The 13,981-nt window shown below is 74.4% G+C and carries 15 protein-coding genes; 8 read left to right on the top strand and 7 right to left on the bottom strand.

Annotated features, from left to right (window positions below; translation table 11 throughout):
- From H297_RS40080 to H297_RS0133650, 4 genes are all read left to right on the top strand, one after another.
- Positions 1–156, top strand: a 156-nt coding sequence (locus tag H297_RS40080; protein ID WP_037795965.1) for a transglycosylase SLT domain-containing protein, incomplete at its 5' end; no start/stop codon positions are given.
- Positions 157–408: 252 nt separating this feature from the next.
- Positions 409–798, top strand: a complete 390-nt coding sequence (locus H297_RS0133660; RefSeq protein WP_027740615.1) for a hypothetical protein — start codon at positions 409–411, stop codon at positions 796–798.
- A 139-nt stretch (positions 799–937) separates the two neighbouring features.
- Positions 938–1,582 carry a sensor domain-containing protein gene (locus H297_RS40075; protein WP_051352411.1) on the top strand — a complete coding sequence of 215 codons (645 nt, stop codon included), beginning with the start codon at positions 938–940 and terminating at the stop codon, positions 1,580–1,582.
- Between the two features lie 127 nt (positions 1,583–1,709).
- Positions 1,710–2,510 (top strand): VOC family protein, encoded by an 801-nt coding sequence (locus tag H297_RS0133650; RefSeq protein WP_027740614.1) that lies wholly within the window; start codon positions 1,710–1,712, stop codon positions 2,508–2,510.
- Here H297_RS0133650 and H297_RS0133645 read toward each other — a convergent pair.
- On the bottom strand, positions 2,485–3,660 hold the full coding sequence (locus H297_RS0133645) for a hypothetical protein (protein WP_027740613.1): 1,176 nt from the start codon (positions 3,658–3,660) through the stop codon (positions 2,485–2,487). The genes H297_RS0133650 and H297_RS0133645 overlap by 26 nt on opposite strands.
- Positions 3,661–4,023: 363 nt before the next feature.
- Here H297_RS0133645 and H297_RS0133635 point away from each other — a divergent pair, with 363 nt between their 5' ends.
- Positions 4,024–4,284: a hypothetical protein gene (locus H297_RS0133635; RefSeq protein ID WP_158693792.1), complete on the top strand. Its 261-nt coding sequence runs from the start codon at positions 4,024–4,026 to the stop codon at positions 4,282–4,284.
- 147 nt (positions 4,285–4,431) lie between these two features.
- Here the strand turns inward: H297_RS0133635 and H297_RS0133630 are convergent, their stop codons facing one another.
- The 3 genes from H297_RS0133630 to H297_RS0133620 all read right to left on the bottom strand — a co-directional run bounded on the left by H297_RS0133630 (position 4,432) and on the right by H297_RS0133620 (position 8,155).
- Complete coding sequence (locus H297_RS0133630; RefSeq protein ID WP_027740611.1) at positions 4,432–6,063, bottom strand: PTS transporter subunit EIIC; 1,632 nt, start codon at positions 6,061–6,063, stop codon at positions 4,432–4,434.
- Between the two features lie 93 nt (positions 6,064–6,156).
- Positions 6,157–7,155, bottom strand: coding sequence for an N-acetylmuramic acid 6-phosphate etherase (gene murQ, locus H297_RS40070; protein ID WP_078515056.1), 999 nt, complete (start codon positions 7,153–7,155; stop codon positions 6,157–6,159).
- A gap of 79 nt (positions 7,156–7,234) precedes the next feature.
- Positions 7,235–8,155, bottom strand: coding sequence for a MurR/RpiR family transcriptional regulator (locus H297_RS0133620; RefSeq protein ID WP_037795964.1), 921 nt, complete (start codon positions 8,153–8,155; stop codon positions 7,235–7,237).
- Between the two features lie 389 nt (positions 8,156–8,544).
- Here H297_RS0133620 and H297_RS0133615 point away from each other — a divergent pair, with 389 nt between their 5' ends.
- On the top strand, positions 8,545–8,991 hold the full coding sequence (locus H297_RS0133615; RefSeq protein ID WP_486589787.1) for a hypothetical protein: 447 nt from the start codon (positions 8,545–8,547) through the stop codon (positions 8,989–8,991).
- Between the two features lie 25 nt (positions 8,992–9,016).
- A complete protein-coding gene (locus H297_RS0133610; RefSeq protein ID WP_027740608.1) occupies positions 9,017–9,274 on the top strand; it encodes a DUF4031 domain-containing protein in 258 nt (85 codons plus the stop codon).
- Between the two features lie 48 nt (positions 9,275–9,322).
- Here the strand turns inward: H297_RS0133610 and H297_RS0133605 are convergent, their stop codons facing one another.
- Positions 9,323–10,573 carry a Cmx/CmrA family chloramphenicol efflux MFS transporter gene (locus H297_RS0133605; protein ID WP_027740607.1) on the bottom strand — a complete coding sequence of 417 codons (1,251 nt, stop codon included), beginning with the start codon at positions 10,571–10,573 and terminating at the stop codon, positions 9,323–9,325.
- A 128-nt stretch (positions 10,574–10,701) separates the two neighbouring features.
- A complete protein-coding gene (locus tag H297_RS40065; RefSeq protein ID WP_486589786.1) occupies positions 10,702–11,532 on the bottom strand; it encodes an HD domain-containing protein in 831 nt (276 codons plus the stop codon).
- A gap of 91 nt (positions 11,533–11,623) precedes the next feature.
- On the opposite strand from H297_RS40065, the gene H297_RS0133595 reads away from it, so the two are divergent.
- Positions 11,624–12,328: a copper homeostasis protein CutC gene (locus H297_RS0133595; protein ID WP_037795963.1), complete on the top strand. Its 705-nt coding sequence runs from the start codon at positions 11,624–11,626 to the stop codon at positions 12,326–12,328.
- Positions 12,329–13,202: 874 nt separating this feature from the next.
- Here H297_RS0133595 and H297_RS0133590 read toward each other — a convergent pair.
- Positions 13,203–13,940: an FG-GAP repeat domain-containing protein gene (locus H297_RS0133590; RefSeq protein WP_027740605.1), complete on the bottom strand. Its 738-nt coding sequence runs from the start codon at positions 13,938–13,940 to the stop codon at positions 13,203–13,205.
- Between the last annotated feature and the right edge of the window lie 41 nt (positions 13,941–13,981).

Raw genomic sequence — 13,981 nt, 5'->3', positions numbered from 1 at the left:
CGCGGACTGCTCCAGGTGATCCAGCCCACCTTCGACCAGTACCACGTCAAGGGCACCGCCGATAAGCTCACCGACCCCGTCGCCAACATCGTCGCCGCCTGCAACTACGCCGCCGACCGCTACGGCTCCATGGACCAGGTCGACTCCGCCTACTGACCCCCGGGACAGGGCCACCACCACAACAGCAGCAGCACGCATGAGACACCCGAGCGGGTGGGAGGCACACACCTCCCACCCGCTCCCGTCGTCTCACGGCGGCCGCCGAGGGGTGGCGGGCGGCAGGTTTGCTGTCCGTTCGTCTGTTCTGTGGAGTATGTGCGTGCTCCGGTGGGGAGTGGTGAACTGCCCGCGAGAATGCAGGACTTGCGGGTGGACGCACGCCACTCACCTGAAAACGGGAAGTGCACCATGGCCGCAACCCTCCGCCTGTGCAGTGCCGTTGTCGGTGCCGTCGTCGTCGGCACGGTCGGCGCGTCGGTCGTCACGGCGACCGCGGCGCCGACGGCCCCCTCGTCCCGGCCGGCCGCCCGGACCAACACCGTCACGGCCGACCGGCACGACGTGAAGCAGTGGGAGCAGTTCCGGTTGCACGGCAAGGTGACCGGTATCGAGGCGGGGACCGCGGTCCACCTCCAGCAGGAGCAGCACGGGGCGTGGAAGACGCTGCCGGGGACGTCCGTCGTCAACCGTTCGCTGGACTACTCGATGCGGGTCGAGCTGGGGATCAAGGGGGTGGACCACATCCGCACGGTCGTGGCGGACCGGCCCTCCGACGCGGTGTCGGTGACCGTGCACTGACCCGCCGCACGGGGCCGTACGCCGTGCAGGACGACGACTCCTCCGCCCCGCCGTGCCACGGCGGGGTAGTGCTAGGTACACCGCGGACATGGGAGCCAGCCGGATGGGAAGCGGGCCGTCGCGCGGCGAGCCTTGAGGTATGACAACGACGACGCACGCGCAGACGGTGGTGCCGGCCCCCGACCGCCGGACAGGACGCTTCGGACGCGAGGTGGGGTACCTGCTCTCCGGACTGCCGATGGGCATCGCCTCGTTCGTGCTGATCGTCTGCGGCTTCTCGCTCGGACTGGGCACGGTCGTCATCGTCCTCGGGCTGCCGGTGCTGGCCGGGACGCTGGCGATGGCGCGGTACCTGGCACGGGTGGAGGCCGACCACATCGCCACGGTCACCGGCCGTCCGCTGGCGCAGCGGGCCCCGCGACCGGACGAGGCGGCGGCGCCCGGCGCGCGGTGGGCCACCCTGCGCGACCCCCAGGCGTGGCGGGACCTGGTGCACGCCGTCCTCGCCTTCCCGGTGCGGGTGGTGACGTTCAGCATGACCCTGGCGTGGCTGGTCGGCGGCGCCGGGGGAGTGACGTACGGGCTGTGGTCCTGGTCGATCCCCCGGGACGAGAACGACGGCCTGATGGATCTGGCCTTCGGGATCGCGGGACGCTGGCCGGACATCGCGTTCAACACGGCGCTCGGTGTCGTCATGCTCGCCACGCTGGTCCCTGTCGTACGGGGGCTGGCGACGGTGCAGGCGAGCCTCGGCCGGGTGCTGCTGCGCCGCGGCAACGTCTGAGGGCCCGCGCGCCCCGGGCTCCGGTCCCGCCCGCCCGCCGCCTGTCGTCCGGCGGCGGGCGGCGCGGTCTGCTGCCATGCTGACGGGAGGGGAGCGACCCCCGCCCGTCGCCCACCGGAGGACCCGCATGCTGACGACCCACTTCGTGCCCGGCACCCCCAACTGGCTCGACCTCGGGGCGTCCGACGTCGAGGCCGCCGCCGCCTTCTACACCAGCGTCTTCGACTGGGAGTTCCGGCCTGCGGGACCGGATGCGGGCGGGTACGGCTTCTTCCTGTGCGACGGCCGGATCGTGGCGGCGGCCGGCCCGTCGGCGGAGGAGGGGGTGCGGCCCACCTGGACGGTGTACTTCCACACACGGGACGCGGATGCCACCCGCACTGCCGTGGAGCGCGCGGGCGGCACCGTGCGCACGGCCCCCGGGGACGTGTTCACCGCGGGGCGGCTGGCCCGGTTCACGGACCCGGCCGGTGCGGACTTCGCCGTCTGGCAGCCGGGCGACAGGGTGGGTCTGGAGGTGCTCATGGAGCCGGAGACGCTGTGCTGGACGGAGCTGTACACCACGGACGCGGCGGCGGCGCAGGAGTTCTACGCGGCGGTGTTCTCCTGGAGCTACCAGCCCGTGCCCATGGGTGACGATGTCGTCTACACCGTCTTCTCCGCCCCCGGCTCGGGCACGGACGAGGACCCGGGCCAGGGCGGCATCATGCAGTTGCCCCAGGAGAACCGGGACGCCGGGTCCGCCTCGGAGTGGCACCCCTACTTCGCCACCGAGGACTGCGACGCGACGGTCACCAGGGCCACCGGGGCGGGGGCGACGATGCTGATCCCGCCGACGGACGCCCCCGGTGTCGGCCGCCTCGCCATGCTTCAGGACCCCTCCGGCGCCCCCTTCGCCCTCCTCAAGGGCGACCCGGCCATGGGCTAGCACCGACCGGGGCGGCCATGGGGCTGTCCGCGGTGGTGGTCCACACGAGGCCGGCCGTCCGGCAGAAGGCGCGGAGCCCGGTGAGGGAGAGGGGGTGTTCCTCCCAGCGGTCCACCGCGGGGGCGCCGTGGGGGCGGTGGAGCCGGTGGGTGAGCAGCGCCCTCCTCGCGCGGTGCGGCTGGTCCGCCGGCACGCGGTACGTCTCCAGCTCCGGCCACGGGAAGCGGGCGGCGAGCGACGCGAGTTCGCTGGCGACAGCGGCGACGGCCTCCGGGGCGACGCCCGCGTTCGTCCGGGCGCAGGCGCACAGGCGGTCACCGTCGATCCACCAGGGCCAGGCGTGTGGGGCGAGGGCCGCGCTCCGGATGGCCGGGTGGGCCAGGAGGGCTTCGGCGAACGCGGTGTCCTCGGTCTGGAGGGAGCGGTCACCCGTCTCCTGGCGTTCCCGGTCGGTTTCGCCGTACTGCCCGTCCCAGGCGTAGGCGCACGAGAGGTACGGCAGCGCGAGGGGAAGGGTGACGGTCCAGATCGTCAGGTAGTCCTTGGCCAGTTCGACGGCCTCGTCGATGCGGCGCCCGCGGCGGAGCCGGCGCAGGTCGGCGTGGTCGATCAGCTCCAGGTCGAAGACGGTGACCGGGAAGCCCCGCTCCTGCCCCCGTACCACGCCCTCGGCTGTGAGCGACGCCGCGTGCCGGGCCAGTGCGTGGCGCAGCGGCAGTTCGAGGGCGGTCCGGGTGCTCTCCGCGAGGCGGACCCGCTGTTCACCGGCCAGCCGGATCTCCCGTTCCTGGAGCGCGTGCAGGTCGTCGGGCACCGTCTGTTCGATCCGTCCCCAGCCGGCGGCGAGTTGTGCGGAGTTAGGTCGGTGCTCCCACTCGACGGTCCGGGCCCACGCGGTGCGCGCGCTCAGCAGGGCGGAGTGCCGTGCGGCGTCGCGGGCCCGGTCCCGCACCGGTGCGCGCAGGCGGCGCCGGGTGCAGGCGTATCCGTACCCGCCCAGCCCGGCGAGCCCCGCGACCACGGCGCCGGCGAACGCCGCCCGCCCCCAGAGCACCAGCGTGGCGCCGAGCGCCACGAGGCAGAGCAGCGCGGCGGTCTCCTTGTGCGGGCTGCGGGCGAGGGGGTGCGCGGGGAGCGGCGTACGGTCCATGTTCGGCCCCGTTCTTCTGCCCTGCCCGGCGGGCCGGGCATGCGGGTGGCGGCACCATGGTCGGGCAGTGGCCGGGACGCCGGAACCTGACGCCTGTCAGGGTCACGGTGGTTTTGGATCGTCCGGGGCGCCGCCGAGTTCGCGCGGTTCGTGAACGCCGTCATCGCGGGGATGCGGGTGTCCGCGCAGGGCGGCGCCGACCGCGCCGCCTTGGAGGGCGTCGCCGCCACGGCGCCCGCCGCCCTCGCGGCCTGACCCGCCGGGCCACCCCCGCCCCCTCGTGCGGGGCGCCCCCCGGCTCTCGGTGACTCCCTCCCCGCCGTCAGCCTGGGCTCGGCCCTCGGCGGCGCCGCCATCCCCCGCTTGGGGCTGCTCTCCCCGGTGCGGATCGGCGTGGGCCTGGCCGCGCTGGGCGTGCTCAGCCTGCTGCCGGACCTGGTGCGGGGCCGCCGGGCGGCTCGGGCCTCGGGCAGCCCGATCCGCGTCAGGCCGAGGTCGATCGGGCAGGTCCGCGTCCGGCTGAGGTCGATCGGGCAGGTCCGCGTCGGGCTGAGGTCGATCGGGCAGGTCCGCGTCGGGCTGAGGTCGAGCGGGCAGTGCACGGGCACCTTGAGCCGCTCGTGACGACTGCTCGCCCACGGAGGGCGAGGTCATGCGCGGGCGGGCTCGTCACGCCGGTTGTGCGGGGGCTCGCTGCTCATGGCTGCTTCCTTGGCCGGGGTGCGCGCCGAAGGCCCCGGCTCAGCCGGGGCCTTCGGCGCGGTGCTGCGGTCAGACGAGCGAGCCGCCGCCCAGGGAGCCGCCCCCGCCCGCGGGTGCGGGAGCCGGTGCCGGGTCCGGCGCCGTGCCGCCCGCGGGGGGCTCGGGGGAGGGCCCCGCCGCGGTGTCGGGCGCGGCGCGTTCGCCCTCGGGCGCCGCGTTCAGCTCGTCGAGCATCTGCTTGCTGAAGCCGAAGAAGTACGTCGCCACGAAACCGGCGAGGTACCCGGCGGCCAGTCCCAGCGCGTAGACGGCGGCGACGGCACCGAGCCCGTGGTTGCCCTTGAGCAGGGGGAAGAGGGCCCAGCCGGAGGGGCCGATGGCGGTGGAGCCGACCGAGGTGCCCCACTGGTAGAAGAGGCCGACGACGCCGCCGCCGAACGCACCGCCCACGCAGGCGGTGGCGAACGGGCGGCCCAGCGGCAGGGAGACGCCGTAGATCAACGGCTCGCCGACGCCGAGGAACCCGGCGGGCAGCGCGGAGCGGATGGTCTTGCGGACCGAGGCGTTGCGGTGCAGCCGCAGGTAGATGGCGATGGCCGCGCCGACCTGCCCCGCTCCCGCCATGGCGAGGATGGGCAGCAGCACCGTGTAGCCGCTCTGGTCGATGAGCGTGGTGTGGATGGGGATGAGCGCCTGGTGCAGGCCGAGCATCACCAGCGGGAGGAAGAGGCCGCCCAGGACGAACCCGGCGGCGGCTCCGCCGTGCTGGAGCAGCCAGTCGGCGAGGTGGCCGATGCCGGTGGCGATCTCACCGCACACGAACATCAGCCCGAACAGGGTGACCAGCCCGGAGACCAGCACCGTCACGGTCGGCGTGACCAGCACGTCCACGGCCGACGGGACGATGCGGCGGCACCCCTTCTCCACGTACACCGCGAGCAGCGCCGCGAACAGGGCGCCCAGCACGCCGCCCTGCCCCGGGGCCAGCTTCTCGCCGAACGCGGAGACGTCCGCGACGCCGGGGAAGACGATGACCGCGGCCGCCGCGCCGCCGAGCACCGGCGTACCGCCGAACTCGCGTGCGGTGTTGATGCCCACGAAGACCGCGATCAGCGACATGAACCCGTTCGCGATCGCCGTCAGTGCGGGGGTGAGGGCCGGCAGCCAGCCCGCGTTGGTGAACAGCCCGTTGAGGCCCGCGACGATGCCGCAGCCGATCAGCGCGGGGATGAGCGGCACGAAGATGTTGGCGATCCGCCGCAGCATGAGCTTCACCGGTGTCGCGTTCTTCTCCTTGCGGGCCGCCCGGATCGCCGCGCCCTCGGCGGCGAGGTCGTCGGCGTCCCTGGCCGCATGCCCGGCCGTGCCGCCCGCCGCCGCTTCGGCGCCTTCCGCCCCGGCGGGTGCGGGGGCCTGCTGGACCAGTTCCTCGAACTGGGGCGTCACCCGGGCGACCTTCCCGGGGCCGAGCACGATCTGGTACGTGTCGTCCTCGACCACGCCCATCACGTCCGGGAGGGCCTTGAGGGGCTCGTCCTGGACGAGGGAGCGGTCGGCGAGGCCGAGCCGCATGCGGGTCATGCAGTGGGTGACGGAGGTGACGTTCGCGGCGCCCCCGACGAGGGGGAGGATCGCCTCCGCGAGCCGCCGGTGCGGGTTGCCGCCGTTATCGGCGCGGTCTTTGGGGGTGTCTGTGCTCATGGTGCATTCGCTCTTCTTCGAGTGGTGCCATGGTGCAGGCGGTACGGATCGGGTCGGTGGTGCGGGTGGTGCGGATAGGCGTGAGGGGACACGTCAGGCGTCGCCGCCCGCCGTCCCGGTGGCGGCGGTGGCCGCTGCGAGGGCCGCGCGCAGATGGCCGTGGGAAGCGGACAGCAACCGGGCGGCCGTCGAACCGTCGACGCCGCCGAGGAGGGTGAGGATGGCGGCCTTGACCTCGCCGTCCGTGGCGGCGAGCGCGGCCTCGATCTCCTCGTCCGGCGCGCCCGTGGCCAGGGCGACGATCCGCCGGGAGCGTGCCCGCAGCTTCTCGTTGGAGGCCCGCAGGTCCACCATCAGGTTTCCGTACGTCTTGCCCAGCCGGATCATCGTGATCGTGGACAGCATGTTCAGCACGAGCTTCTGTGCCGTGCCGGCCTTCAGCCGGGTGGAACCGGTCAGCAGTTCCGGACCCACGACGACCTCGATGCCGTGCTCGGCGGCCGCCGCGAGCGCCGAGCCCTCGTTGCAGGACAGCCCCACGGTGAGGGCCCCGCGGGCGCGCGCGTGCTCGACGGCGCCGACGGCGAAGGGGGTACGGCCCGACGCGGAGATCCCCACCACCGTGTCGTCGGCCGTCAGGGCCAGCGCGTCCAGGTCCGCCGCGGCCATCCCGGGGCTGTCCTCGGCGCCCTCCACCGAGGTGACCACGGCGCCGGGGCCGCCCGCGATCACGCCCACGACCTGGTCCGGTGCGGTGTTGAAGGTCGGCGGGCACTCGCTGGCGTCCAGCACGCCCATCCGCCCGGCCGTCCCCGCGCCCGCGTAGAGGAGGCGGCCGCCGCGCGCCATCCGCTCGGCGATGGCGTCGATGGCGGCGGCGATCTGCGGGAGCTGCGCGGCGACGGCGGTGGGGACGGTGCTGTCCTCCCCGTTCATGGTCCGCGCGATGTCGAGCGTGGGCAGTTCGTCGATCCGGGCCAACTCACTGCGAAACGCTTCGGTCGTCAGCGTGTCCAACTGTTGACGGAGTGCGTCGTAGCGGGACGGATCGGGTTCGGAGTCGAGAGGAGCGGCGGGCTGTGAGGTGGTCATGCGGGGGCGGCTTTCTGTGGCTCTGGACGGGGGCGGTCGGCGCTGCGCTGCTGCGCTGCCGGGACGCGGTGCGGGGGTGTCAGCGCCCGCGGGGCCGCGGGGAGTGGCGGTGCGCCAGCGCTTCGTACGAGGCGGAGAGCGCGGGCGCCGCCGTCTCGTACGTCCGCTGGGCCACCCCTATGAACAGGCAGTCCACGACGAGTAGCTGGCTGGTTCTGCTGGACATCGCCGCGGGCCGCAGCTCGCTCTCCCGGGCCGTGGAGGTCGTCAGCACCAGGTCCGCGTACTGGGCGACCTCGCCGTCCGGGCGGCCGGTGATCGCGATGGTTGTCGCCCCCCGGTCGAAGGCGACCCGCAGCGGCTCGATGACGTCCACGGTCCGCCCCGAGTGGGTGATGGCCAGGGCGACGTCGCCCGCCTGCATCTGCACCGCGTTGGTGACGGCCAGGTGGGGGTCGACGTGGCTGTGCGCCACCATGCCGATCCGCAGCAGTTTCTGGGCCAGGTCCTGGCTGACGAGCCCGGAGGCGCCGACGCCGTACACGTCGATCCGCCGCGCCGTCGCCATCGCGGCGACGGCCGCCTCGATCTGCGCCACGTCGAGCGCGGAGGCCGTGTCCGCGAGCGTCTGCTGCTCGTCGAGGGCCAGCTTGGCCACGACGTCGGCCAGCGGGTCGTCCACGGCGATGTCCGCGGTCACGGCGGGCGCCGCACCCGACTCCTGCTGCGCGGCGAGCCCCGCGAGGGCCAGCCGCAGGTCCCGGTACCCGGGATATCCGAGCAGGCGTGAGGTGCGGACGACGGTCGCCTCGCTGGTGCCGGTGCGCTCGGCCAGCCCCGTCACCGTGAGCTGCGCGCACCCGGCGGGGTCGCCCGCGACGGCCTCGGCGACCCGCTGCATCGAGCGCGTCATGGACGGCGCCATCGTGCGGACCTTGGCCGCGAGAGCGGTCGGCCCCGGCCGGGCCTGTCCGACGGCCACCCGGGGCGGGGGAGGCACGGTCGGCCTGGCCGACCCTGTCCTTCCGGCCGGTCCCGCGGGCCGTGCCGTCCCCGTCGCTCCTGCGGGTCCTGTGGGTCGTGCCGTCCCCGTCGCTCCTGTCGGCGCGGCGGGTGCGGCCGGTGCGGCGTGGCCCGCCGAGCCGTCCGGTTCCGTCCTTCCTGGCGTGCCGGCGGGCCCCGCCGACCGGGACTCTGATCGGAAGGTGAAATTTTCCTTCAGATTACTGCTCACGGGTGGAAGGTATTTTCGATTCGGTCGCCCGTCAATGGCTGATGCGGCACTTGGCCCTCACCACCACCGGCTCGCGGGGCCCGCACCGCCCGCGGTCCACGGGAGCGCGGAGCCGAACCACGAGCCTCACGGGGCCGCAGTGGTGCAATGGAGGTATGGCACCGATGGAATCCGCAGCAGACTCGGGCCCGCCCGGCGAGGACGGAGAGCCCGGCACCCCTGGTACACCCGGCACGCCCGGCCGTCAGGACCCGCTGGAGCGCGCCCTGCACACGGCGCGCGCACTGATCCTGGCCGACCTGGAGGCCGGCGATGTGGCGCGGGCCGACATCGTCTCGATGGTCGAGGAGTCGGTCACCCACCGCCGCTGGTGGGTCGGCGAGTGGCCGGAGGGCGTCGCCTTCGTGGACGGCCTGGTCGCCCAGGACGTGCAGGACGCGCTGCTCGAACAGTACGGGCGGTGGCCGGTGTGCCCGGTGTGCGCCGGCTCCGACCTGCACGCGCTCCAGGTGGAACCGGAACTGGGCGAGGAGCCGCACTGGGTCTGCGGAAAGACCTCCACCACGGTCGCCCGCGTGGGCTACCTGGGCAGCAAGCTGTGAGCAGGGCGGCGGCCGGGAGGGGAAGGTGACCGTCTACATCGACCCGCCGATCTGGCCCGGCCACGGGCGGATGTGGTCACACCTGGTGAGCGACACCTCGTACGACGAGCTCCACGCGTTCGCGGCGGACATCGGCTGCCCGCCGCGCGCCTTCGACCGCGACCACTACGACGTCCCCTCCACCCGGTACGGCACGGCCGTGCGGGCCGGTGCCGTGGAGGTCGGCTCCAAGGAACTGCTCCGCCGGCTGACCGCTGCCGGGCTGCGCCGCCGCAAGAGCTGACGCCCCGGCGGACGGTCCGGCCCCTCCCGGGAGGGGCAACGGGTGGGATCAGACCTCGGCCTCGGCGTACTCCTTCTGCACCGCGGGGGAGACGGCCACGATCCGCGAGCGCGCGTGCACCCGGGAGGAGACGGCGGTGGTGACCACCCCGGCCGCCGCCAGCACCGCGCCCACCCAGGCGACGGCCGCGTAGCCCCACCCGGCGGAGATGGCGAGGCCGCCCAGCCACGGACCCACCGTGTTGCCGATGTTGAAGGACGCCGTCGTGGTGGCCCCGGCCAGGGTGGGAGCGGCGTCGGCGGCGTTGAACATCCGGGCGTTGAGCGCCGGTGCCGTGGTGAAGGCGGTCACGCCGAGCATCAGCGCGAGGGCGACGGCCGCGAGACGGTACTCCGCCAGCAGAGCCAGCAGCGCCAGGACGGCGGTCGAGGCGGCGATACCGCCGTACATGGTGCCGAACAGGTGGGCGTCCGCGATGCGCCCCCCGATCACGGTGCCGATCAGCCCGCCGATGCCGAACAGGGCCAGCACGCTGGGCACCCAGCTCTCGGGCAGCCCGGCCACGTCGGTCAGCAGCGGGGCCAGGTAGGAGAAGAGGGCGAAGACGGCCCCGGCGTTCAGGGCGATGGTCACCAGCGCGAGCCACACCTGCTTGTCACGGTAGATGCGCAGCTCGCGGCGGAGGTTGGGGGCCGCGTCCCCGGTGGGGACGGCGGTGCGGGGCACCAGCAGCGAGACGCCGACCAGGCCCACGGCCGCGAGGGCGGCCACCGCCCAGAACGCCGAGCGCCAGCCGGCCTGCTGGCCCAGGAACGAACCGGCGGGCACGCCTGCGATGTTGGCGATGCTGAGGCCGCCCACCATGATCGCCATGGCGCGGGCCCGGGCGTTCCCCGGTACCAGCGAGACGGCTACGGCCGCGCCCACCGCCCAGAAGCCCGCGCAGGCCAGGGCGCTCACCACCCGGGAGGCGAAGAGCAGTTCGTAGGTGGGGGCCAGCGCGCCGGCGATCTGGCCCAGCATGAAGACGGCCAGCAGCCCGATCAGGGTCGTACGCCGTGGCAGGCGGAGCGTGGCGGCGGCGAGCACCGGTGCCCCCACCACCATGCCGACGGCGAACGCGGACACCAGCAGCCCCGCCTTGGGGATGCTCACGCCCAGGTCCTCGGCCAGCGGTTGCAGGATCCCCGAAAGCATGAACTCCGAGGTGCCGAGGGCGAAGACGGACAGTCCCAGGACGTAGACGGAGAGCGGGACTCGGGCGCGCGAGGGGGTGTCGGTCACGGGTGTGGCAGGCATACCGTCCACAACCGGCTCGCCACCGGGGGCATTCCCGCTGCCGGGCCCTCCCCTCGCGGCGGCAGCACACGGCGCTGAGCGGGGGCTTGCCCTGGGCGACGAGGGCCGGGGGAGTGTGCGCCCCGCGCTCAGGCGGCGAGCAGGCGCAGCTCCGTCGTCAGGTTGTGGCGGGCGGCCTCCTCCCACCGGGCGCGGGCCCAGGGGGTGTGGAAGAGGTGGGGGAGGCCGAGGAGGTGCCGCAGGACGGTGCCGCGCCCCTCGCGGAAGGCCGGGTCGGGCACGAAGGCGTACTCCTGGCGGACCTCGGCGGCGTAGTGCGCGTAGCTCTCGGGGCTGCCGGCGAGGACCGCCAGGTCGGCGTCGCACAGCAGTGCGCCGTTGAGGTCGTCCGGGGCGGGGTCGTGGCCGACGGTGAGACGTACCAGCCGGGCGGCCTCGGCGGTCCGGGCGGCCGGTACCCCCGCCTCGGCCAGGGCGCGTTCGGCGAGGCGGGCGCTGCGTTCCTCGTTCTCGCTGCGGTCGGGCCGGTAGACGGCGTCGTGGAACCAGGCCGCGAGGCGGACGGCGTCCGGATCGACGGTCCGCCCCGTGCCGACGGGCCCGTCCGGGGCGGGCCGGTCGGGCTGTTCCGCGGCGGGCCGGTCGAGGGCGGGGTCCCGCGGCGCGGGCTCGTCGAGGTGCGCGGTCAGCTCCTCGACGCGGTCGAGGACGGCGCGCAGGTGGGCGGTCGCGTGGTAGCGGCGATGGGGTTCGGCCCAGCGGCGCAGCAGGTCCTCGCCGTACGGGGCCGGGTCGGGGCCGTCGGCGCCGTCGCGGGCGCTGCGCAGCAGGGTGTCCCAGCGGCGGAGGAGAGCGTCGTGCGCCGCGGCTGTGGTCGCGTCGCCGTCGGCCACGGACCCGGGTGCGCCGGAACGGGTGGAATCGGCGGGTTCGTTGCTGTGCGGGTCCGTCGTCGCCATCCCTCCATTGTGGTGCACGGTGCGCGGCGGCGGGCGGGACGGAGCGCGCGGTGTCTTCCGGCGCTCGCCGCCGTATGGCAGTCTGTGCAATATGTCTAGACCAATTCTTGAGGTGATCGCGCTCAGCGCGGAGGACGCGGCCGCCGCAGAGGCCGGAGGGGCCGACCGCCTTGAGGTTGTCGCCGACATGGCCGCCGACGGGCTGACTCCCTCGCTGGAGACCTTCGCCGCCATCCGCGCGGCCGTCGACATCCCCCTTCGGGTGATGCTGCGGCTCGCCGACGGCTTCCACGCCGGCGGCGACGCCGAGGTCGCCCGCCTGTGCGAGAGGGCCCGGGCGCTGCGCGCCGCGGGCGCCGAGGAGTTCGTCCTCGGCTTCCTCGACGACTCCGGTCAGGTCGACCTGCCCGCCGTCGAGACGGTCACGGCCGCCGCCGCCGGCTGCCGGTGGACGTTCCACCGGGCCCTCGACCGCGCTGCCGACCGCGACGCCCTGCGCAAGCAACTCGCCGACGTGCCCGGCCTCGACACCTACCTGACCGCCGGCTCCCCGGACGGCGTCGCCGACGGGTACGACGTCCTGTGCGCCGAGGCCGCCCGCACGGTGGCGGACGAACCCGGGTACGGCCCCACGCTGATGGTCGGCGGCGGCCTGGACCTCTCCCACGTGCCGGGCCTCCGCCGAGCCGGTGTCAGCGCCTTCCACATCGGCGGCGCAGCCCGCCCCCACGGCTGGGACGCCCCCGTCGCCCCGGCCGCTGTCCGCACCTGGCGGGAGGCAGTGGACGCCGCCTGAGCGGGGACCCCTGCCGAGGCAGCCGTGGGGCCCGCGACCAAGAGCGGGCCACGCGCCGGCTCTGCGGGAACGGTCCCACGTCGGCGGACCGCACAGCCGCTACTCGTTGGACCGCGCCGCCGCGCCGCCGCGCCGCCGCGCCGCCGCGCCGCCGCGCCGCCGCGGTGTCCGTTGCGGGGGTCTCCGCGCGAACCGTTGCCACGGGGGCGGCGGTCACCCAGGACACCGGCGGAACGAAGCGGCGCCCCGAGGAGAGCGCCCCGCTCGCAAAGGCACCGTTCCTCTTCCCGAGGCGGCAGCGCCGCTCCCCGTGGCTGTCAGCCCCGCTGCCGGAGCTGGCGGTGCCGCTTCCCGTTGTGGCGGAGTTCCTCTCCGAGGTGGCGGTGTCGCACCCCGAGGTGGCGGTGTCGCACCCCGAGGTGGCGGTGTCGCTTCCCGAGGTGGTCCGATGCGGCGGAGTTCCTCTCCGAGGTGGCTGGCAGCCCCGCTGTCGGAGCTGGCGGTGTCGCTTCCCGTTGTGGCGGAGTTCCTCTCCGAGGTGGCGGTGTCGCACCCCGAGGTGGCGGTGCCGCACCCCGAGATGGCAGTGCCGTGCCCCGAAATGGCAGTGCCGCCGTGCGGGATGGCGGGGTCGCTTTCCGAGGGGGCCGCGTCACTTTCCCGCGCCGGGGGTCCTGCTCCCGGCCGTGGGGGTCCCTCTCCGTACGGCCGCCGCTCCCGTCAGGGACACCGTGACGACGGTGGCGCCGGATCCTGGCGGGGCGGCGCACACACCACGGGGCGGCACCCCGCTGCTGCGAGGGTGCCGCCCCGGAAGAGCGCCGCGTGGAGCCCGGTGAAGCCGGTGACTCCGGTCAACCGGTGACTGCGGTGATCAGGCGCAGGACTTGAAGAACTGCACCCAGCCGTCGGTGGGCATGGCCGGCGGCTCGCCGAAGGTGCCGGTCTCGCCGTACTGCCCGTTGGCCTTGCCGTCGTAGTCCCCGAGGCCGCCGCCCGGCTGCGACAGGCGGGCCTCGCGGTTCAGCATGCCGTCGCCGATGTGGTTGAGCACTGCCAGGTCGGGAACGTCGTCGTCGTTGTACCGGGCGACGCTCAGCTCCTGGACCTCGCCGTGGTCGCCGAGGTCGGAGTGCACGGCGTCGGGCGAGGTGAGGTCGATGCGGTCGAGCGGGCCCGGACGGAACTCGGCGAGGCTCGCCGTGGACGGGTCGTCGCCACCGGAGGGCTCGACGACGTTGAGCACCATGTCGAGCTTGCCGTCGTTGTCGAAGTCGGCGACCGCGGCGGCCACGTCCTCGCCCTTCTTCGCGCCGACCAGGTCCCGCACGGTGTGCTTCACGCCGAACGAGCCGTCCTTGGCGCCCCACTGGACGGCCATCTTGGTGCCGGTGTGGCCCGGGTTGCTGATCTTGTCCGCGAGGCCGTCGCCGTCGAGATCGCCGACCAGCGTGGTGGAGTCGGCCCGGCACGCCGCGGAGGCGGCGCGCGCGGAGTGGTCCGCGCCGCCCTGCGCTGACGCGTCGGCGGCACCGGCGTAACCGGCCCCCGCCAGGGTCAGGGCAGCGGCCGCCAGCGGCAGGGCGATCCAACGTGAACGTGTGCGACGCATGTCGAGCTCCCATTTCTTGTCGTTACCGGGAGGTGTGATGG

The organism is Streptomyces sp. CNT360, from assembly GCF_000424785.1.
Note: the sequence above shows the minus strand (reverse complement) of the source record. Positions and strands in the feature narration are given on the sequence as shown.

What these genes read in the sequence shown, in the direction of transcription:
- H297_RS40065 (WP_486589786.1), bottom strand. Translation starts at nt 11,532, where the DNA reads ATGGCGACGACGGACCCGCACAGCAACGAACCCGCCGATTCCACCCGT.
- H297_RS40075 (WP_051352411.1), top strand. Translation starts at nt 938, where the DNA reads ATGACAACGACGACGCACGCGCAGACGGTGGTGCCGGCCCCCGACCGC.
- H297_RS0133615 (WP_486589787.1), top strand. Translation starts at nt 8,545, where the DNA reads ATGGCACCGATGGAATCCGCAGCAGACTCGGGCCCGCCCGGCGAGGAC.
- H297_RS0133650 (WP_027740614.1), top strand. Translation starts at nt 1,710, where the DNA reads ATGCTGACGACCCACTTCGTGCCCGGCACCCCCAACTGGCTCGACCTC.
- murQ (WP_078515056.1), bottom strand. Translation starts at nt 7,155, where the DNA reads ATGACCACCTCACAGCCCGCCGCTCCTCTCGACTCCGAACCCGATCCG.
- H297_RS0133645 (WP_027740613.1), bottom strand. Translation starts at nt 3,660, where the DNA reads ATGGACCGTACGCCGCTCCCCGCGCACCCCCTCGCCCGCAGCCCGCAC.
- H297_RS0133595 (WP_037795963.1), top strand. Translation starts at nt 11,624, where the DNA reads ATGTCTAGACCAATTCTTGAGGTGATCGCGCTCAGCGCGGAGGACGCG.
- H297_RS0133660 (WP_027740615.1), top strand. Translation starts at nt 409, where the DNA reads ATGGCCGCAACCCTCCGCCTGTGCAGTGCCGTTGTCGGTGCCGTCGTC.
- H297_RS0133605 (WP_027740607.1), bottom strand. Translation starts at nt 10,573, where the DNA reads ATGCCTGCCACACCCGTGACCGACACCCCCTCGCGCGCCCGAGTCCCG.
- H297_RS0133630 (WP_027740611.1), bottom strand. Translation starts at nt 6,063, where the DNA reads ATGAGCACAGACACCCCCAAAGACCGCGCCGATAACGGCGGCAACCCG.
- H297_RS0133590 (WP_027740605.1), bottom strand. Translation starts at nt 13,940, where the DNA reads ATGCGTCGCACACGTTCACGTTGGATCGCCCTGCCGCTGGCGGCCGCT.